Origin of the sequence: Nocardiopsis sp. ATB16-24 (assembly GCF_030271535.1) — a bacterium.
GTDB lineage: Bacteria > Actinomycetota > Actinomycetes > Streptosporangiales > Streptosporangiaceae > Nocardiopsis.
The window spans coordinates 274,089-293,709 of record NZ_JASCXJ010000003.1; the positions used below are offsets into that span (position 1 = coordinate 274,089).

Sequence of the window (19,621 nt, forward strand, 5' to 3'; positions counted from 1 at the left end):
GACCCGGCGTGGCGGCCGAGGTCCGCCCCGCAGGGAGCCGGACACGGGGAGAATGGGGCGCAAGACGTCTCCCGAGGTACGGGAGGCGGTTCTGGCACAGGAACCGCGAAGCGGAAGGATTCCAGTGAAGAGCGTCGAACAGCACGTCGCCGACGTCCTGGCCCTGATCGCCGAACCCGAGCCGACCCGGTTGGACCTGATCCAGGCGCACGGCACCGTGCTGGCCGAGGCCATCACCTCGCCCGTGTCCCTTCCGGGCTTCGACAACTCGTCCATGGACGGTTACGCCGTGCACGCCGCGGATCTGGCCCCGGCCACACCCGAATCGCCCGTGCGGCTGCCGGTGGTGGCCGACATCCCCGCCGGGGACCCCTCCCCGACCGCGGTCCTGCCCGGCATGTGCGCGCGCATCATGACCGGAGCCCCCATGCCCTCCGGAGCCGACGCCGTGGTCCCGGTCGAGTGGACCGACGGTGGTACGACCAGGATGACCGTCGACCGCCCGGTCAAGGTCGGCAACGCCGTCCGCCGGGCGGGAGACGACGTGGTCGAGGGGACCACGGTGCTGCACCCGGGCGTACGGATCGGCCCGGGGGAGATGGGCATCCTGGCCGCGGTCGGACGCCGTTCGGTGCCGGCGTACCCGCGTCCCCGGGTGGTCGTGCTCTCCACCGGTGAGGAACTGGTCGAGCCCGGACACCCGCTCGGTCCCGGACAGATCTGGGAGTCCAACAGCTTCATGGTCGCCGCCGCCGCGCTCGAAGCCGGATGCGAGGTCCACCGACACGGTTTCGTCGGCGACGACCCGGAGACCGTACTCGACACCCTGGAGGGCCTGCTGGTACGTGCCGACATCGTCGTGACCACCGGTGGGGTGAGCATGGGCGCCCACGACGTGGTCAAACAGGTGCTCACCCGCCAGGGCACCGTGGAGTTCACCCAGGTGGCCATGCAACCTGGCAAACCCCAGGGTTTCGGGACGATCGGCCCGGACCGGACCCCGATCATCACCCTGCCGGGCAACCCGGTGAGCGCCTTCGTGTCCTTCCAGATCTTCGTCCGTCCCGCGCTGCGCAAGCTGCGCGGACTCGACCCCGACCCCCTGCCGTCGACGCGGGCCACCCTCACCAGCCCGGTGGCCTCCCCCAAGGGGCGCCGTTCCTACCTGCGTGCCGTGTTGGAGGAGTCCCCGCACGGACGCGGCGCCGACGCCACGGTCTCGCCCGCCTTCCACCAGGGCTCCCACCAGTTGTCCGCCCTGGCCGGGGCGAACGCGCTCGTGGTCGTGCCCGAGGAGGTGACCGAGGTGGTCGCGGGCACCTCCGTACAGGTACTGCGCCTGCCCCGGCCCCAGTAGGGACCCCGCCGCTGTGGAGGGAGGGTCCGCGGACGCGACGCGGTGGACGAGCGGGTGGCCGGGGGAAGGTCCCCACGGTGCCGTACGGTCGTCGTGACGCGCCTTGGGCGCTCGGGTGCGGCCACCCGGTCGCATCCGCTTTTCGATCACGGAGTTGGCGGGCTGATGACGACCCACGATCCACGGCCGGAGGAGGCCGACCACCCCTCCGGATTCACCCACCTCGACCACACGGGCGCCGCGCGCATGGTCGACGTGTCGCAGAAGCGGGTGAGCACGCGCACCGCCACGGCCACCGGTCGGGTACTGCTCGGCCCCGAGGCCGTCGCCGCGCTGCGGGACGGAGAGGTGCCCAAGGGGGACGCGCTGGCCGTCGCGCGGATCGCCGGCATCCAGGGGGCCAAGCGCACCCCCGACCTCGTGCCGTTGTGCCATCCCATCGCCGTGCACGGCGTGGACGTGGACCTCACCGTCGTGGACGAGGGGGTGGACATCAGCGCGACGGTGCGCACCGCCGACCGTACCGGTGTGGAGATGGAGGCGCTCACCTGTGTCATGACCGCGGCGCTCGGCCTGATCGACATGGTCAAGGCGATCGATCCCGAGGCCGAGGTCACGCGGGTGCGGGTCGAGGAGAAGACCGGAGGCAGGAAGGGCGACTGGAGGCGTGGTGCGTGAGTCGGAGGGCGCCGGCCCCCGTGTCGCGGTCGTGACGGTGTCGAACCGGGCCGCGGCGGGCGTGTACCCGGACCGTTCCGGACCGGTGATCGTCGAACGCCTGCGTGCGGCCGGCTGCGAGGCCGTGGGTCCCTGGGTCGTGTCGGACGGCGAACCGGTGGCGGAAGCCCTTGAAAGGGCACTGGAGGAGCGGATCGACGCCGTCATCACCACGGGAGGGACGGGACTGACCCCGCAGGACCGCACCCCCGAGATGACCCGTCGGTTGTTGTCCTACGAGATCCCCGGCATCGCCGAGGCGCTGCGGGCGGGAGGCAGGGACAAGGGGGTGCCCACGGCGATCCTGTCCCGCGGTCTGGCGGGGGTCGCCGAGCGCGGTGGACACCGGATGCTCGTGGTGAACCTGCCCGGCTCCAGAGGCGGTGCCCACGACGGGATGGACGTGTTGGAGCCGGTGCTCGGGCACGCGGTGGATCAGCTTCGGGGCGGGGATCACCCACGTCCGAATGGCGCGGAAAAATGACCGGAATCACACCTTGGGTATTCCGTCCGTTGAGAATTCCTGGGATGGGGTCGGTTTTCGGTGCGCGAGTATTAGGGTTAGGAATCAGCCGATTCTCACGCCCGGGGGTGACGCCGGACACGTCGATCAGGGGAGTGGAATACTGGAAGCGTCGCCGGTGGCGGGAGTCCGATGCCCGCGCCTTCCGGTGTCGTACCGATGGATCACGGTGCTCGGGGCGTCGAAGGGACGGTCGTGAATCGCAGACAGGGGTGGCCCGTCACCCTGCGGGAAAGGGAGGTCGTGCTCCGTCCTCTGCGCCTGCGCGACGCCTCCGTGCTGAGAGAGGTACGCGCGCGCAACGAGGAGTGGCTGCGTCCATGGGAGCCGACCTATCCGGAGATGCCGGTGAACACCAACGGCCTGGCCCCCTACGTCGCGATGCTCCAGTCCATCCGCAGGGAGGCCCGACAGGGGCTGTCCATGCCGTGGGCGGTCCTCTTCGAGGGCCGGTTCGTGGGGCAGCTCACCGTGGGGGCCATCACCTGGGGCTCGGCCAGGTCCGCGCAGGTGGGCTACTGGATCGACAGCGCCTTCGCCGGTCACGGCATCACTCCCACCGCGGTCGCGTTGGCCGTGGACCACTCCTTCTTCGGGGTCGGGTTACACCGGATCGAGGCCAGCATCCGGCCCGAGAACAGGGCGAGCAGACGCGTGGTCACCAAACTGGGCTTTCGGGACGAGGGAGTGCGAAGACGCCAGTTGCACATCGACGGAGCCTGGCGTGACCACATCTGTTATGCGATCACCGCGGAGGAGGTCCCCCAAGGGATGATGCACCGATGGCGTCATGGGACACCTTCCGGACCCTCGATAGAGCCTGGTTCCGGCCCCGGTTCCGCTTTGGGGCCCCAAGGCCCGAACGGCGGCCAAGGCCCGCGTGATCCGGCGAGTCCGCATCCATGATGCCACTGAACGTGACACCATCGCAGGTGTGCCCAGAACTTAAACATCACTTTAGCGACATTGATTCATTACTTTGCGTTGAATTGGTGATGCGCTCCGCAGTCAGAGTGTGACCTGCGTTTTCTCGGCCAAGGACGTCACGACCGAAACAGAGAGTCCACAATCTTGCGACACTCCGGTCGGAATGTGGCGCATTTATGGACACGGGGTCGTACCGTGCGGAACATAGACGCATTGACGATGCGGGCAACGCGTGGATATGAAGCACGGGAATCACCCCGGTTCCAGGGAGGGGCCGGAACGAGGTCCCGTGGGGGAACGTCTCCTTCCCCAGGGACCCACGCGGCGCGGTGTCGACGAAGTGTCGGTCAACGTCCAGCGGCCGTCATCGTGAGGAGGGGTGATGAGTAGCTCCCCTCTGTACCTCGCCATCGTGGTGGTGTGGCTCATCGTCCTCGTGCCCATGCTGCTGCGCAAGGACTCCGTGGACACCGTCCACGAGGACCCGCGCCGAGAGGGCGCGGAGAGCGAGGACGTCGGCGTCGAGGGTGCCGAGGAAGGCTCCGAGAACGGCGTCGACGACGACCCGGACGCCGTTCGGACCCAGGTCCTGCGCCGTGGAGAGCACGGCACCGACCACGCGCATGAGCCCGAGGCCGGCGAGGAGGTTCCACCCCCCGGCCGCTACCGGGCGGTGCCCGGTCCCCGAGCGCGGATCATCGCCCGGCGGCGCCGTCGTACCACCGGCCTGGTCCTGGTCAACGTCGCGACCGCCGTGGCCGTCATGTTCGGGTTGGGGCCCTGGTGGGTGACGGTCCCGCCGGTGCTGCTGCTGGCGGGCCATCTGGTCCTGCTCAGGGAGGCGGCCAAGGCCGACGCCGAGGAGAGGAGGGCCGCGCTGCTGGCCCGTCGCAGGGCGGTTCTGCGCGCCCGCCGCATCGAGGAGGAAGAGCGGCGCGAGGCCGAGCGCGAGGCCGAGGTGATCGCCCTCAGGGAGCGGCGCGACCAGGTCTACGACCAGTACGCCGATGCCCGACTCAGGGCGGCCGGAGACTGAGTCCGGACCGGCGGCCGAGGAACCCGGTTCGGATCACTCGGGGATTCCTGCTAACCTGGTTCTCGTCTCCAAGGGGCTATAGCGCAGTCCGGTAGCGCACCTCGTTCGCATCGAGGGGGTCTGGGGTTCAAATCCCCATAGCTCCACGGGACGCGGGCTGCTGCTCGCCGGTCTTCGACCGGCTCGCCGCGGCCCGCGATGCTTTTCGGGGGGCGACCCCCGTACCCCCGATTGAAGGCCCGCGTGGTCGGTCGCTTCGCGACCTTCCCCGCGGGCTTGTTGCTTTCGGGGGGACGACCCCCCGTACCCCCCGGTGTGCCGCTCGGCCTTCGGCCGTCGTGCCTCGCGGCACGGCCTTGGGTGTGCTGGGGCCGGTGCTGGTCGGAGGCAGCCCACGCGGGCTGCTGCTCGCCGGTCTTCGACCGGCTCGCCGCGGCCCGCGATGCTTTTCGGGGGGCGATCCCCGTACCCCCGGTCGAAGGCCCGCGTGGTCGGTCGCTTCGCGACCTTCCCCGCGGGCTTGTCGCTTTCGGGAGTGATCCCCTGAGCCTCCGGTGTGCCGCTTGTGCCGCTCGGGCATCGCGTTCCGCGCACGGCGGCGACCGTGCTCGGGGACTCGAAGAGGTCGACCGGAGTGCTCCGTGTGCCGGGGCGTCGCCGGATGGCGCGCGGGGCTGTTCGGCCCTTCCGTCGACGGAAGGGGGCCCCGGTCGAGGTGACGCTGTCCCCTGTGGCGGGTGGGTGTGCCGGACCGGAGCCCCGAGTGTCACCGGCGAAGTGGCTATCCCCTGCGGCGGGGCGGCCGATGCCCCTCCAGCGTACTTCGAAGGTCCACGAGGAGGTAAGGGCCGAGAAGGGAACGACGGAACAGAGGAAGAGCAGATATTCCTTTTTCAGCTGGCCCGAAATAAGGGGGAAGAGGGCCTCAGTGTGATGTGAAGGCGTGCGGTGCTCCTTCTGTCGCAACGGAGAGTAACGGCCCCTGAGGGTGGATGTAAGGTGGCAAATCCGGGCAAACTACCGTGTTCTCACCCCTTGTTCGGGTGGTTTTGCCTGGTATGGGCACATCCGCTGGCCGTGGCCCTTCCCCAGGAGGGGCCGGAGGATATCCGGTTTTCCGTTCTCGGCAATAGGAGCCTTCGTTGCTCTGCGTTATGGGCATGCCGTGTCCTTGTCGAAAGAAGGGCTTGTTCTGGCAGGGCATGGGGGAGGGCGTCCTCCGAGGAAGAGGAATGCTCACCCTTCTGATCTGCGAAAACATCCACGCGGCCACTTATTCGGCGGTACTGGTACAGTCTTTGGTCGTATCCGCGCCGTGGAATGGAGAAAACTCGACTTCAAGCCTTGCGGCTGTTGTGAGTTCTACGCCATCATGGTCGCGGGATGGGCTGAAAGCCGAAGAAAGGTAGACGCTATGACCACGCTCACGACCACCGTCCGTAGCAGCGGTTTCTCCTGGCAGTAGTCGGTCTGCCGAGCGGATCCCTTCCGGATCCCGGTATCGGGCCTGATCGGTGTCGCACTGGTCAGGCCTTTCGTGTTCCCCCGATGTTCTCGCCATCGCACACGCACGTCCTTCAGCACGTCGTCACGGAGTACCGGGGGATGCGTGATTTGATCGGGGACCACACCGGGTAGGGAGGTGAACACGACCTCCGGTCCTGCCAGGAAGGACCACGCGACCGCGAAGGAGCGGATCCGACGTGTCCGACTCCCCCGATCACCTCGGCGGATACCAGCCCCCCGAAGAGCCCGTTCCCCCCTTTGTAGACACCACGGCGAGTGGGGGTTACGAGCCACCGCCCTACGAATCCGGCCCACCGGAGCCCCGGCGGGAGACGACGGTCGAACCGGTGGAGGAGGAGCCCCTCGTCGCGGCCGAGCGGTTCCGACGTACCACGCCGGCGCGGCGCAAGGTGATCCCGGCGCACAGAGGACGGGGACACTGGCGTCTGGCGGCGGGGACGCTGACCTACGTGATGGTGGTCGGAGGGATGGCCGACTACGTCCAGCCCGAGACGAGGGCCCTCGCCCACCTGGCGTTCTGGCTGTTCCTCGGAGGCGCCTTCCTCATCACCCTGGGCCGTGAACGTCGTCACGGATGGGAGCCCGCACCACGGTGGCCCTGGTTGGTCGGGGCCTTCGGAGGGGCACTGCTGGTGGAGGGGCTGGTCATGGCGTTCGGCTCACCCGCGATCATCGTGGGATCGCTGATCCTTCTGGGCCTTGGCCTGTTCGTGCTCATGCTCGTGGGCTGAGGAGCGGTACGGGTCCGCCCACCACGGGATGGACAGGGGTCAGGTCGCCTCGTCGTCGAAGGGTGGACGTTTGCCGTTCAGCCTGGCCGCGGGCTTCTTCTCCGGTTCCTCGTCCTCCCAGAAGTGCTTCTGTACGAAGCGCTTGGGGTTGAGGTCCTGCACGTCGAAGTCCTTGAACTCCGGCCCCAGGCCCTCCTTGATGTCCTTGGAGGCGGAGTTGGCCATGACACGCAGTTGGCGCAGCACCCTGCCGATCTGCTGGGCGGCCTTGGGCAACTGGTCCGGGCCGAAGATGAGCAGCGCGAGCAGGAGGAGGATGACGAACTCTCCTCCGCTGATGTTGAACATGCGCGACCCTCGTCCTTCGTGTACAGACCGGCACCAAGCAGGTTAACCGGTATCGGGAAGGTTGGGTAACCCCGTCCCGACCCGGCACGGACAAGCGGACCGGCCCCTCGCTCATGGAGCGAGGGGCCGGTCGGACGCCTCCTGACCCGGAGAGGTGAGCTCCTGGTCACCTTGGTCCGGAGCCGCCGGGCGGATGCTCCGGACCGAAGAGCGCAAGGCGTGTCATAGCGAACCCGATCCCGGCTGTTCGGGTGTACGGACAAGGGTCGCGCTCACAGACGGTGTCGCCGAACGGTGGGCTGCCGCCGAAGGCGCAAAGACGCGGGTCTAGACGGTCCTGACGTCAGCCGCCTGCGGGCCCTTGGGGCCCTGGATGATGTCGAACTCGACCTTCTGGTCCTCTTCCAGGTTCCGGAAGCCGGTCCCCGCGATCGCCGAGTAGTGAACGAACACGTCGGGCTGGCCGCCCTCGACGGCGATGAACCCGAAACCCTTCTCAGAGTTGAACCACTTCACGGTGCCCTGAGCCATGTGCTCTCCCTTGGGGACTACTTCGGGGCCGCACCCTGCTGGCCCCGGGTCGCCGGGCGCCGGACCGACGAGTGATCCCGTATCGAAGAGCGCCCACGTGAAGTTCCGCGAGGCGCCTCGGGCATCCATGGAAACTACAACAGCAACCAGTTGCAGACAGTACCAGGGAGAGTGGTGCCATGCCGAGACCTCGCGCGTGGGAATCACCCTCGCGGCGTGTCCTGTTCCGGCTACTCCGAGCCCTTGCTTTTCCGATGGAGGACCACTAACGGGGCGTGTCGGAGAGCCCGTTCAGGAACCCCCGCTGCCGTAGATCCACACGTCGAACCACAAACGGTCGCGCCACATCCCCTCGTCGATCGGATACGCCGCCAGAACGGGGTAGAAGTAGGCGAAGGAGGCCACGATCAGCAGCAGGACCACGCCGTAGACGGTGCCTCCCACCGCCCTCAGATACGGGGCGAAGCGCGGAGCGCCCTCGCCGGCCCCCATGACGAGACCGAGCGCCAGAACGATCGCCAAGACCAGGAACGGCAGGATCGGCAGCGCGTAGAACAGGAACATGGGGCGGTCGGGGTAGGCGAACCACGGCAGCCATCCCGCCGCGACGGCCAGCAGCACGGCGCCCGCACGCCAGTCCCGGAACGTCACCCACCAGCCGAACATCACGATCAGGGCGAGGAGGGCGAGCCACCAGATGATCGGCGTGCCGATGGAGACCACCGAGGTGACGCAGTCACCGGTGCCGCAGCCGACGGCCTCCCCGTTGTAGTGGAACATCACCGGAGTGCGCATGATGAGCCACTCCCACGGCTCGGAGATGTAGGAGTGGTCGCTGACCAGCCCGGTGTGGAAGTTCATCATCCGGCGGTGGTAGTCGAACAGGCTCCACAGGGCCTCCACGGGCTTGCCCAGGAACCGGGGCAGCAGGTCGGCCGTCACGCCGTCGGCGTAGTCGCGGTTGTAGCCGCCCTGGGTGAACAGCCACCCCGACCAGGAGGCCACGTAGACGAGGGCCGCGACCACCACGGTCTGGACGAACGCCGGAACGGCGTCGATCCCCAACCAACGCCAGAAGGGGCGTTGCTGGCCGACGCTGATCCGGGCTCCGTAGTCCCACGCCACCGTGAGCAGGCCGAACGCCGCCACGAAGAACAGGGCCGACCACTTCGTGCCGATCGCCAGTCCGAAGCACAGGCCGGCCGCGACACGCCACCAGCGCATCCCCAACCAGCCCACCGACGTCAGTTCCGTACCCGCCTCCGACAGGCGGACCAGCCGCTCCCTGGTCTTGTCCCGGTCGATCACCAAACACGCGAACCCGGCCAGGACCCACAGGGTGAGGAAGATGTCCACCATGGCGATGCGGCTCAACGTGAAGTGCAGGCCGTCCAGCGCCAGGATCATGCCCGCCGTGCACCCGAGCAGCACCGAGCGGGTCATCCGGGTGGTCAACCGCACCAGGATGAGGACCGAGGCCATTCCCGCCAGGGCCGAGGCGAACCGCCACGCCTCCGGGGTCATGGTCGTGCCGAACGGAAGCAGGGCCCACAGCCAGTCGCCGAAGGCGATCATCCACTTGCCGACGGGCGGGTGCACGACGAAGTCGCCCGCCCCGGTGAAGATGTCCTGGTGACCCTGGCCGAGCAGGTCGTCTGCGTCGACCGGCTCCTCCAGGGTCTCGTGCTCGTATCCGAACTCCTGGAGCCCGTAGGCGTCCTTGGCGTAGTAGGTCTCGTCGAAGTAGATCCTGTCGGGGTGGCCGAGGTTGAAGAACCTCAGGACCCCCGCGAACAGGGCCACGAGGGCGGCGGCCGACCATCCCAGCAAGCGCGGCGCGGGATCGACGGGCAGGAAGCGGCCACGGATCGATGCCGACCGCGGCGGGGGCGAGGGCTCGGCCTCGGAGGAGTATGCGGTGGTGCTCATCTCGGCTCGTAGGTTGGGGTCGGAGATGGTCGTCCGTCACGGACGGCCCGCGGAGATTTCGGGTGGCGCGACAGAGCCCACCGTAGCGCGACAGGACGGGGATCACAGTGCTTGAGGGTGAAGCTGGTGCGAGGGCGGCGGGGACCCTGACACTCGCCGGTGTGCCCATCGGGAACCTGGACGACGCGCCTCCCAGGCTGCTGCGCGCGTTGGAGGACGCACGCGTCATCGCGGCCGAGGACACACGCAGACTACGCCAGTTCGCCTCTCGCGCGGACGTGCGCCTGGGGGGAGCCGAGGGCGCGCGCGTGGTGTCCTACTACGACGCCAACGAGGACCGCCGCACCGACGAACTCCTCGCCGAGCTGAGGGACGGGCGCGACGTGCTGGTCGTCACCGACGCCGGAATGCCCGGCGTGTCGGACCCGGGGTATCGCCTGGTCTCGGCCTGCGCGCGGGAGGACATCCCGGTGACCGCCATTCCGGGGCCGTCCGCGGTGACCACCGCGCTCGTGCTCTCGGGCCTGCCCACCGACCGCTTCTGTTTCGAGGGCTTTCCGCCCCGTAAGGGCCTGGCCGGACACCTGGCGGACCTGGCCGCGGAACGCCGCACGATGGTGTTCTTCGAGAGCCCGCACCGTGTCGCGGCCACCCTGGAGGCGATGGCCGAGGCCTTCGGCGCCGACCGACGCGCCGCGGTCTGCCGTGAGCTCACCAAGACCTACGAGGAGGTGCGCCGCGGAGGCCTCGGGGAGCTGGCGGGGTGGGCCGCCGAGGGGGTACGGGGCGAGATCTCCATCGTCGTGGAGGGCGCCCGCCGGCGCCCGGAGGAGACCGACGACGAGGCGCTCCTGGTCGCGGTCTCGGAGTTGGAGGGGGAGGGCCTGCGGCGTAAGGAGGCGATCACCCGTGTGGCCAAGCGGAGCGGGGTCCCCAAACGGCGTGTCTACGACCTGGTGCACGGGATCACGTCCGCCGATTGAGCACGGCGGGGACTCCGAGGAGACCTTGTACCGGACGGTGCGTCCCCTCGGGAGGGCGGGCCGGCCTTGGAGGAGGATCGACACATGAGAAGCGAGCTTTTTCAGCAGGCCCGGGAGAACAGTCGACCGGGGATGCACTTGCAGAACAACAAGATGCTCCGGGTGGGTCTGGACGGGGAGTTCCTCGCACGGCAGGGCTCCATGGTCGCCTACCAGGGCCGGGTCGACTTCTCCTACGAGGGGGCCGGCGGCGTCGGCAGGTTCTTCAAGAAGGCCCTCACGGGTGAAGGGCTGCCGCTGATGCGTGTCTCCGGACAGGGGGACGTGTTCCTGGCCCGCGACGCCTGGGACGTGCACCTGGTGGATCTGGAGGACGAACGGCTCACGGTCAGCGGGGAGAACGTCCTGGCCTTCGAGAGCGGGCTGAGCTGGGACATCCGCCGGATCGAGGGAGCGGGCATGCTCAGCGGTGGATTGTTCAACACGGTCTTCGAGGGGCGGGGCAGGGTGGCCATCGCCTGCCACGGCACCCCCGTGCTGATCGACGTGGACCGGCCGACCTTCGTCGACACCGACTCCGCGGTCGCCTGGTCCACCTCACTGCGCACGGGGGTGCGGCGTACGGCGAAGGTCGGGGCACTCATCGGCAGGGGCAGCGGCGAGGCCGTCCAGCTCTCCTTCGAGGGAAAGGGATTCGTCATGGTGCAGGCCTCCGAGGGCGCCCCCGCGCACGCCCAGGACGCCTGACCCGGCACACGAGGAGGGCCCCGGGGTCGCACACCTCGCGTCCCCGGGGCCCGACACCGTCAGGCGGTCGTCACACGACCGCGCCGTCGTCGGCCTCGCGGGCGGCCTTGGCGGCCACCCTCTGCTTGGCCTTGCGCTCCTTGAGCACGTGCGGCGGGTCGGTCCGATCCCACTTCTGCAACCAGATGGACAGCGGGACGGCGACGAACACCGTGGACAGCACACCCGTGGTCAGACCGACCAGCATCGCGATGGAGAAGTCCTGGAGCGAGGACCCTCCGAAGAAGGTCAGGAAGCCCAGGATGATCAGCGCGCCCACCGAGGTGTTGACGGTACGCGGCAGGGTGTTGAGCACCGCACGGTTGGCGATCTCGCCGAACTTCGACTTCTCGTCCCGGGCCCACTCGTCGCGCACCCGGTCGAACACCACCACCGTGTCGTTGACGGTGAAACCGATGACGCTCAGCAGCGCGGCGAGGAACACCCCGTCGATCGGCTTGCCCCACCAGACGAACAGACCGATCACCAGGACCAGGTTGAACGCCAGCGACAGCATGGTGGAGACACCGAACGACCAGCGGAAACGCCAGGCCAGGTAGATCATCTGGAGGGCGAGCGCGGCGCCCAACGCGATCAGGGCCCGGTTGCGCAACTCCTCGCCCATGCTCGGACCGATCAGCTCGTCGCTGACCATCTCCACGCCACCGGTGGCCTCGTCCAGGGCGTCGGTGATACCGGCCGCCTCGTCGTCGGAGATGTTGCCGGTGCGCACCGCGAGGTCGCCGTCACCGGACTCCTGCACCACGGCGGTGTCCGATCCCGGGAAGTCGAGTCCGGCGATGATCTCGCGGGCCTCGTCCACCGAGACGGCCTCGCCGCCGGTGATCTCGTACTCCAGCACCCGGCCGCCGGTGAACTCCACGCCCAGGTTGGTGTCGCGGACCAGCGGCGCGGCGATCGCCGCGGCCACGATCAGGGCGGCCACGATCAGGCCCTTGCTCCGGTGCTTCATCAGGTCGGGGTTCTTCGCGACCAGCCAGCTCCGGACCCCACCGATCCTGTTCAGACCGCTGATCGCCGGATGCTTGCGGATGACCGAGCGGCGCACCGCCCATTCGACGAACACGCGCGCGATGATCAGCGCGGAGAACATCGAGACGACGGTACCGATGCTCAGGGTCACACCGAAGCCCTGGACCGTTCCCGAGGCGAAGAAGAACAGCAGCGCCGCGGCGATGAGGGTGGTGACGTTGGTGTCCAGGACCGCGCTCCACGCCTTGCGGGAGCCCTCCACGAACGCCTTCTCCAGGTTCGGCGGGATGGCCCGACGGCGACGTCGGGCGAGCGCCCCGGTCTCGGCCTTGGCGGCCTCGTCCTCGGTGGCCTCCTGCATGCCCGCGGACTTGTTCGCCTCGTAGACCTTCGACTGGCGCTGGTACTCCTCACGCGCACGTTCGAAGATCAGCACGTTGGCGTCGATGGCCATACCGATCGCCAACACGAAACCCGCCAGGCCCGGCAGGGTCAGTGTGGCGTTGATGGCCACCAGCGCCCCGTAGGCGATCAGTGTGTAGAACGCCAGCGCGACCGAGGCCAGGAAACCGACCAGACGATAGACCAGCGTGATGTACAGGGCGGTGAAGGCCAGGCCCAGGACGGCGGCGATGGCGCTGGCCTGGATCGCGGCGGCGCCGAGGGTCGGGCCGACAGTCTGACGCTGGACCTCGGTGACGGGCAGCGGCAGCGAACCGCCCTCGATCAGCACCGCCAACTCGCTCGCGGTCTCACTGGTGAAGGAGGGGCTGGTGATGACGGTGGACCCGCCCGGCATGCCCACGTCACAGGCGAACTCCGGGTTGACCTCCGGTGCGGAGATGATCTGCTCGTCCAGCACGATCGCCACCCGACGGCGCGGGTCGCCCTGTTGGTAGCAGGCCGCGTCGGCGGTCAACTGGGTCCACTGCTGACGGCCCTCGCCACGGAAGTTGACGTTGACCGTCCACTGGGTGCGGTTGACGTTGTCCAGGGCCGCCTCGGCGCTGGAGACCTGGTCGCCCCGGATCGCGATCTCGCCCAGCTGCAAGGGCGTGCCGTCCTGGTCCGGAAGCGTCATCACGACGTCTTCGGGGTTCTCGGCGGAGGGGCCGCCCTGGCCGCCCAGGAGTTCCTCCATCTGCTCGGGCGTCATCTCCTCGCCGCCGCCCTCGCCGCCTTCGTCCCCGCCCTCCGCGTCGGCGGGGGGCCTGGCCTCGTCGGCCTCGCCCTGCGGGGCGTTGGCGAAGTCGCCGCCCGCCCCCGGGGCCTGGACGCCCTGGCCTCCCTGCTCTCCCACGCCGAGCACAGGGTGGAAGGACAGCTGGGCGGTCTGGCCGACGATCTGCGCGGCCTCCGCCGGGTCCTGCACACCGGGCAGCTCGACGATGATCCGGTTCTCACCCGAACGGGACATGGTCGCCTCGGACACGCCCAAGCGGTCGATGCGCTGGCGCAACACCTCCACGACCTTGTCGGTGTTCTCCGCGTTGGCGGACGTTCCGTCGGGGCCGTCCTGGGTCTCCAGGACGATTTGTGTGCCGCCGCTGAGGTCGAGCCCCAGACGCGGCGGGATGAACCACGCCGCGCCGAACGCGACGAGGATGACGAGAAGGGAGACGAGCGCGCGTGTCCAGCGCGCTCCTGCTCCCGTGTGACTGGACAAGGGGTAGGTACCTCTCACTGCGAATACGGATGGTCCCGGCGCATGCCCGGACGGGCCGGGCGGGGGGTGCGTTCCGGGGTGGTCAGATGGCGGTGTTCGCCGTGAGAGGGGGAGCCCGTGTCGGCGGCAGCTCCCCGAGGGCGACCTGTTCGGGAGCGGGGTCGGAGGTCGGGGGAGGCAGAGGCCACCAGGGTTGGTCCCACACCGCCAGACGCAGAGCGCAGGCGGGCACCGCGTCGGGAAGGTCGCGCAACACCGGACGTTGGTCACAGGTGGAGGCGGGCGGTCCGACGGTCACCATCGGGGCCATGGCCAGGTCCGCGCGTTCGCGCGGGGTCATCCGCTCCTGTTCCGCGGTCCGGTCCCGCTCGTGCGCGGGGGCGCTGAACAGGCCGTGCGAGGGCAGGGCGGAGTCGGCCGTACGCTCGCCGCCGGAGGCGACGGGGAAGGACAGGACGACGAGGAGCACCACGCTGGTCAACAACGCGGCGGTGTGCAGGGCAGGGCGGTTCAGGGCACCGCCGACCATGGTGACCACCGCCTCGGGTAGGGGCCGGGAGAGGACGTCGTCCGTCATCACGTGTCCCGGTCGCGCACATCTCGTCCAGCAGAGCATACGGGTGACGGCAAGCCTTCGGGAATGTCCTTTCGGTTCCGAATTGCGCGCCATCTCCGTTCGGGTCCGGGCCGGGGAGGGGCACAGGGGTGCGCGACAGGCCGCCGTCCCCTTTAGGCTTGGAGCATGTCGTCGAATCGTCACATCCTGACCGCGGTCGCCTGGCCCTACGCCAACGGACCGCGCCACATCGGTCACGTGTCCGGCTTCGGAGTCCCCTCCGACGTCTTCTCCCGCTACCAGCGAATGTCGGGCAACCACGTGCTGATGGTCAGCGGTACCGACGAACACGGCACCCCGGTCCAGGTGCTGGCCGACCAGGAGGGCGTGAGCGCCCGCGAACTGGCCGACCGCTACAACCGGATCATCGCCGAGGACCTGGTGGGGCTGGGTCTGTCCTACGACCTGTTCACCCGCACCACCACCGGCAACCACTACGCCGTCGCCCAACAGCTGTTCACCACGCTGTACGAGAACGGGTACGTCTTCACCCGCACGACCAAGGGCGCGGTCTCCCCCTCCACCGGCCGCACGCTCCCCGACCGCTACATCGAGGGCATCTGCCCGATCTGTGGGTACGACGGCGCGCGCGGCGACCAGTGCGACCACTGCGGCAACCAGCTCGACCCCATCGACCTGGTCTCGCCCCGCTCGCGGATCAACGGCGAGACGCCGGAGTTCGTCGACACCGAGCACTTCATGCTGGACCTTCCGGCCTTCGCCGACGTCCTCACGACCTGGCTCAAGGGCAAGGAGGGCGACTGGCGGCCCAACGTGCTCAGGTTCTCCTTGAACCTGGTGGAGGACCTCCAGCCCCGCGCGGTCACCCGCGACCTCAACTGGGGCGTGCCCATCCCGTTGGAGGGGTGGAGCGACAACGACAACAAGCGCCTGTACGTGTGGTTCGACGCGGTCATCGGCTACCTGTCGGCGTCCATCGAGTGGGCCGCGCGCATCGGCGAACCCGAGGCGTGGCGTCGCTGGTGGCAGGGCGAGGACGCCCGGTCCTACTACTTCATGGGCAAGGACAACATCGTCTTCCACTCGGTCGTGTGGCCCGCGATCCTGTTGGGAGTCGACGGTGAGGGCGACCGGGGTGGGGAACCCGGGCCACTGGGCAGGCTCAACGTGCCCACCGAGGTGGTCTCCAGCGAGTTCCTCACCATGGAGGGACGCAAGTTCTCCTCCTCGCGCAGCGTGGTGATCTACGTGCGCGACTTCCTCCGGCGCTACTCGGCCGACGCGTTGCGCTACTACATCATGGCCGCCGGACCCGAGACGCAGGACACCGACTTCACCTGGGCCGAGTTCGTGCGCCGCAACAACGACGAGCTGGTCGCGGCCTGGGGGAACCTGGTCAACCGCTCGATCTCGATGGCGGCCAAGAACCTGGGCGAGATCCCCGCCGCGGGCGAACTGACGGACGAGGACCGCAGGGTGCTGGCCGACTCCAAGGCGGCCTTCGACAGGGTCGGTGAGCGGCTGGAGCGATCCCAGTTCAAGGCCGGCCTCCAGGAGGCCATGCGCACCGTGGCCGAGGCCAACAAGTACATCTCCGACCAGGCCCCGTGGGCGCTGAAGAAGACCGACCCGGAGCGGATGGCCACCGTGCTGCACGTGGCCCTCCAGTTGGTGCAGGACGCCAACACGCTGCTCACCCCGTACCTGCCCGCGTCGGCGAACAAGGTGCACGCGATGCTCGGCGGAGAGGGCACCTGGACGGGCATGCCCCGTCTTGAGACCGGACACGACACCATCGGCGGTTCGCGGGAGGCCGTGGACTACCCGGTGATCACCGGGAACTACGCCGACGACGTGGCGCGCTGGGAGTCCAGGCCGATCGTGCCCGGAACCCCGCTCAGTCGGCCCGAGCCGCTGTTCGTCAAGCTCGACCAGTCGGTGGTGGACGAGGAACTGGCCCGCCTGGAAGAGGCCGTCGGGTAGGACCTCGGGCACCGAGAGGCACAACGACCGCGCCGACGGGCACACCGCCCGTCGGCGCGCCTTCGTGGAGGGACGTGAACATGGGCAAGCGCAGCGGGAGAGCGGTGCGGGAGCGCAACAGTCGAACGCTCCCGCCGGTACCCGAGCCCCTGCGGGTCCCGGTGGCGGACAGTCACACCCACATGGACATGCAGACCCCGGAGGTGGAGGAGATCATCGCCGCCGCCGAGAGCGTCGGCGTGACCCCGCTCGTGCAGGTGGGCGTGGACCTCCCCTCGTCCAGGTGGGCGACGGAGGTCGCCTCGGCACATCCGGGGAAGGTGTGGGCGGCCGTGGCGCTGCACCCCAACGAGGCACCGCGTATCGTGCACGGCGACGGCGCGTCCGGTGTGGAGGTCGACGACACCGACTGGGCGGGCAAGGCCCGCGCGGCCGGGGGAGGGGCCGCGTTGGAGGAGGCCCTGGCCGGGATCGACGAACTCGCGGCACTGCCTCAGGTGGTGGCGGTCGGTGAGACCGGCATGGACACCTTCCGCACCGGCCCCGAGGGCGCACGGGCGCAGGAGGAGTCGTTCCGCCGTCACATCGCCATCGCCGAACGCCACGGCAAGGCCGTGATGATCCACGACCGTGAGGCCCACGAGGACGTGCTGCGGGTCCTGGAGGAGGAGGGGGCACCGGACAGGGTGGTCTTCCACTGTTTCTCCGGGGACGCCGACATGGCCAAGGTGTGCGCCGAGCACGGCTACTTCATGAGCTTCGCGGGCAACGTCACCTTCGCCACCGCCGAATCCCTGCGCCAGGCGGCCGCGGTGGCCCCGGCGGAGCTGATGCTGGTGGAGACCGACGCACCGTTCCTGACCCCCAGGCCCTACCGGGGGCGCCCCAACGCGCCCTACCTCGTCCCGCACACGCTGCGGGCGCTGGCCGAGGTCAAGGGCATGGAGGAGGACGAGCTGGCCAGGATCATCGCGGGCAACGCACGGCGGGCCTTCGGCTTCTGACCCGGGTGCCCCTCCCATGACCCGGGCGGGGCACCCCGAGGAGATCGCTCACCGGCTCACAGGCCGCGTTTGCGCCAGGCGTTCTCCTTTGCCCGCCGGTCCGCCCTCCTCCACTCCTTCTTGCGCTCCGCGCGCAGGCGCGCGTCGCCGCGGGACCGGTTCCACTCGGCCTCGCGTCGGAGCCTGTGCCAGCGTTCCAGGCGCCGGGCGTCCAGCTCTCCCTCGTCGACCGCGGCGGTGACCGCGCAGCCGGGTTCGTCGCCGTGCGCGCAGTCGCGGAAGCGGCACCGCTCGGCGAGTTCCCGGACGTCGGTGAAGGCCCGGTCCACGCCCTCCTCCCCGCCGGGTACGTCGACGCGCCGTACCCCGGGGATGTCCAGGAGCAGTGCGCCGCCGGGCATCCGTAGGAGACTGCGGTGGGTGGTGGTGTGCCGTCCCCGTCCGTCCTGACGGATCCGTCCGGTGTCCATCAGTGTGCGTCCGGCCACCGCGTTGACCAGACTGGACTTGCCCGCGCCGGAGGTTCCCAGAAGCACCCAGGTGGTGCGAGGCAGGAAACGGGCGGACAATCGCTCCAACCCGAGACCGGTGTGCGCGCTGACGGCGTGCACGTCGACGGACACGGCCACCGTCTCGACGAGTTCGACCACCTCCGGCAGTCGGTCTCCGGCCAGTTCGGCCTTGGTCACGGCCACGACCGGGGTCGCGCCGCTCGCCCAGGCCAGGCTCAGAAAGCGTTCCAGGCGTCCCACGTTGGGTCCCTGGTCGGCGGCCTCGCAGATGAGGACCGCGTCGACGTTGGCGGCCAGTACCTGGTCGTGGGAGTCCTTGGCCACGCCCTGACGGACCAGCAGACCGGCGCGTTCCAGGACGGCCTCGACGAGCCAGGCGTCCCCCGAGCGCCGCAACGCGACCCAGTCACCGCTACAGGGGGCGCTGGAGGGGTCGGCCCGTGCGGCCTTGAGGACGGCGGGCGCGTACTCGGCGGTCGTCTCCTCGGGGAGGTGGACCACGGCCGCGCCACGGCGTGAGGAGGCCACCCGCGCGGGAACGAGGGGGTGGGAGGCTGCGGCGGCGACGGTGTCGAAGGCGACCTCGACACGGTGGTCCCACCCCAGTGGGGACAGCGGATGGGGAAGTGCTGCTCTTGTGTTGTCGTACGTGCTCACGACGGGCTCTCTGTGAGGTGAGCCCTACGAGGATTCCGCCTCGTGCTCTCAGGGCTCGCGGATGGTCGGGAAGGCGGGGTGCGGATCGTGGACGGGCATGGTCTCCCTCCTCGTCGTCGTGGGGCGGCCGTTTCGTTCAGGTGATCCTAGAACCGCCCGTCCCGCCCACGCCACCGGTTTTCCCGCCGTGGGCCGACTCGGCGCCGTGGTCTCCACACGTCGTCGGCGTCCGTCATGCCCAGGTGGTGCGTGGACGTGGCCGCGACCGCCACCCTCACGGAGGCGACCGAGACGGCCCCGAGTCCGTGGAGACGGAAGGCGCACCACAGGACGGTGGTCGCCGCCACCGGTGCGACGGCACAGGACAGTGCGACGTACAGGGGATCGTGGTGGATCCGTCCGCGCCCGTTCATCGCGTGGACGCCAGGGGGTTGTGGAAGGGGCCCATAGTGGCGGATGGTGCCGGGAGGGGCCTTGCATGGCCGGGTACGGAGTTCCCCCGCCGGTGGGGCGGTGAGACCATCCGGTCATGGACTGGACGCGGTGTCGAGGTGAGATCGGACGTCTGTTGTCGGACTCGCCCCTGACCGACCCCCGTGTGATCGAGGACGTGGAGGACTTCCTGGTCGCCGGCGAGTACGCCCTCGCCCTCGACACCCTGTGCTCGTGGATACACGAGGACGATCTCTCGGTGAGTCCGTCCTACCACGGACGGCTCGTGGCGATGGCGAGGGAAGTGGGATCGAAGGGCCTGGGAACCGAGGAACTCGTGGAGGCGATCGCGGATCAGGTCGTCGGGTGAGGGGCCCCGACCGTCCGGCGAGGACCCCGGCG

18 protein-coding genes and 1 tRNA gene are annotated in these 19,621 nt (G+C 69.3%); 12 read left to right on the forward strand and 7 right to left on the reverse strand.

The genetic code is table 11. From position 1 onward, the window contains the following. Nucleotides 1-124: 124 nt before the first annotated feature. The 7 genes from glp to PFX91_RS05545 all read left to right on the forward strand — a co-directional run bounded on the left by glp (nucleotide 125) and on the right by PFX91_RS05545 (nucleotide 6,818). Complete coding sequence (gene glp / locus PFX91_RS05515) at nucleotides 125-1,357, forward strand: molybdotransferase-like divisome protein Glp (protein ID WP_285729884.1); 1,233 nt, start codon at nucleotides 125-127, stop codon at nucleotides 1,355-1,357. 165 nt (nucleotides 1,358-1,522) lie between these two features. Then, complete coding sequence (gene moaC / locus PFX91_RS05520; RefSeq protein WP_285729885.1) at nucleotides 1,523-2,035, forward strand: cyclic pyranopterin monophosphate synthase MoaC; 513 nt, start codon at nucleotides 1,523-1,525, stop codon at nucleotides 2,033-2,035. Next, a complete protein-coding gene (locus PFX91_RS05525; protein WP_285729887.1) occupies nucleotides 2,028-2,558 on the forward strand; it encodes a MogA/MoaB family molybdenum cofactor biosynthesis protein in 531 nt (176 codons plus the stop codon). Before moaC ends, PFX91_RS05525 begins: the two co-directional genes overlap by 8 nt. Nucleotides 2,559-2,792: 234 nt before the next feature. Further along, nucleotides 2,793-3,503, forward strand: coding sequence for a GNAT family N-acetyltransferase (locus tag PFX91_RS05530; protein ID WP_285729889.1), 711 nt, complete (start codon nucleotides 2,793-2,795; stop codon nucleotides 3,501-3,503). A gap of 403 nt (nucleotides 3,504-3,906) precedes the next feature. Further along, nucleotides 3,907-4,560: a divisome protein SepX/GlpR gene (gene sepX, locus PFX91_RS05535; protein WP_285729891.1), complete on the forward strand. Its 654-nt coding sequence runs from the start codon at nucleotides 3,907-3,909 to the stop codon at nucleotides 4,558-4,560. A gap of 72 nt (nucleotides 4,561-4,632) precedes the next feature. Next, nucleotides 4,633-4,706: transfer RNA gene (locus tag PFX91_RS05540), tRNA-Ala, on the forward strand. Nucleotides 4,707-6,263: 1,557 nt separating this feature from the next. Beyond that, a complete protein-coding gene (locus PFX91_RS05545) occupies nucleotides 6,264-6,818 on the forward strand; it encodes a hypothetical protein (protein ID WP_285729893.1) in 555 nt (184 codons plus the stop codon). A gap of 39 nt (nucleotides 6,819-6,857) precedes the next feature. Here PFX91_RS05545 and PFX91_RS05550 read toward each other — a convergent pair whose 3' ends face one another. The 3 genes from PFX91_RS05550 to PFX91_RS05560 form a co-directional block, all read right to left on the reverse strand. After that, complete coding sequence (locus PFX91_RS05550; protein WP_285729895.1) at nucleotides 6,858-7,166, reverse strand: sec-independent translocase; 309 nt, start codon at nucleotides 7,164-7,166, stop codon at nucleotides 6,858-6,860. A 327-nt stretch (nucleotides 7,167-7,493) separates the two neighbouring features. Further along, nucleotides 7,494-7,697: a cold-shock protein gene (locus PFX91_RS05555; protein ID WP_017603347.1), complete on the reverse strand. Its 204-nt coding sequence runs from the start codon at nucleotides 7,695-7,697 to the stop codon at nucleotides 7,494-7,496. A gap of 291 nt (nucleotides 7,698-7,988) precedes the next feature. After that, nucleotides 7,989-9,626: a dolichyl-phosphate-mannose--protein mannosyltransferase gene (locus PFX91_RS05560; RefSeq protein WP_285729898.1), complete on the reverse strand. Its 1,638-nt coding sequence runs from the start codon at nucleotides 9,624-9,626 to the stop codon at nucleotides 7,989-7,991. A gap of 146 nt (nucleotides 9,627-9,772) precedes the next feature. Between PFX91_RS05560 and rsmI the strand changes: the two genes are divergently transcribed. Next, a complete protein-coding gene (gene rsmI / locus PFX91_RS05565) occupies nucleotides 9,773-10,609 on the forward strand; it encodes a 16S rRNA (cytidine(1402)-2'-O)-methyltransferase (RefSeq protein ID WP_285730085.1) in 837 nt (278 codons plus the stop codon). An 84-nt stretch (nucleotides 10,610-10,693) separates the two neighbouring features. Next, nucleotides 10,694-11,356, forward strand: coding sequence for an AIM24 family protein (locus tag PFX91_RS05570; protein ID WP_285729900.1), 663 nt, complete (start codon nucleotides 10,694-10,696; stop codon nucleotides 11,354-11,356). 70 nt (nucleotides 11,357-11,426) lie between these two features. Here PFX91_RS05570 and secD read toward each other — a convergent pair whose 3' ends face one another. Both secD and PFX91_RS05580 read right to left on the reverse strand, forming a co-directional pair. Then, nucleotides 11,427-14,054, reverse strand: a complete 2,628-nt coding sequence (gene secD / locus PFX91_RS05575) for a protein translocase subunit SecD (protein ID WP_285729902.1) — start codon at nucleotides 14,052-14,054, stop codon at nucleotides 11,427-11,429. 82 nt (nucleotides 14,055-14,136) lie between these two features. Further along, nucleotides 14,137-14,583 carry a hypothetical protein gene (locus PFX91_RS05580; protein WP_285730086.1) on the reverse strand — a complete coding sequence of 149 codons (447 nt, stop codon included), beginning with the start codon at nucleotides 14,581-14,583 and terminating at the stop codon, nucleotides 14,137-14,139. Nucleotides 14,584-14,796: 213 nt separating this feature from the next. On the opposite strand from PFX91_RS05580, the gene metG reads away from it, so the two are divergent. Together metG and PFX91_RS05590 are read left to right on the forward strand one after the other, a co-directional pair. Beyond that, on the forward strand, nucleotides 14,797-16,614 hold the full coding sequence (gene metG / locus PFX91_RS05585; RefSeq protein ID WP_285729904.1) for a methionine--tRNA ligase: 1,818 nt from the start codon (nucleotides 14,797-14,799) through the stop codon (nucleotides 16,612-16,614). 80 nt (nucleotides 16,615-16,694) lie between these two features. After that, nucleotides 16,695-17,618 carry a TatD family hydrolase gene (locus PFX91_RS05590; RefSeq protein WP_285729906.1) on the forward strand — a complete coding sequence of 308 codons (924 nt, stop codon included), beginning with the start codon at nucleotides 16,695-16,697 and terminating at the stop codon, nucleotides 17,616-17,618. Nucleotides 17,619-17,674: 56 nt separating this feature from the next. Here the strand turns inward: PFX91_RS05590 and rsgA are convergent, their stop codons facing one another. Together rsgA and PFX91_RS23225 are read right to left on the reverse strand one after the other, a co-directional pair. Continuing rightward, nucleotides 17,675-18,787 (reverse strand): ribosome small subunit-dependent GTPase A, encoded by a 1,113-nt coding sequence (gene rsgA / locus PFX91_RS05595; RefSeq protein WP_285729909.1) that lies wholly within the window; start codon nucleotides 18,785-18,787, stop codon nucleotides 17,675-17,677. 146 nt (nucleotides 18,788-18,933) lie between these two features. Then, on the reverse strand, nucleotides 18,934-19,200 hold the full coding sequence (locus tag PFX91_RS23225; RefSeq protein ID WP_502888250.1) for a hypothetical protein: 267 nt from the start codon (nucleotides 19,198-19,200) through the stop codon (nucleotides 18,934-18,936). A gap of 116 nt (nucleotides 19,201-19,316) precedes the next feature. Here PFX91_RS23225 and PFX91_RS05600 point away from each other — a divergent pair, with 116 nt between their 5' ends. Further along, nucleotides 19,317-19,589 (forward strand): MafI family immunity protein, encoded by a 273-nt coding sequence (locus PFX91_RS05600; RefSeq protein WP_285729911.1) that lies wholly within the window; start codon nucleotides 19,317-19,319, stop codon nucleotides 19,587-19,589. Nucleotides 19,590-19,621 lie beyond the last annotated feature (32 nt).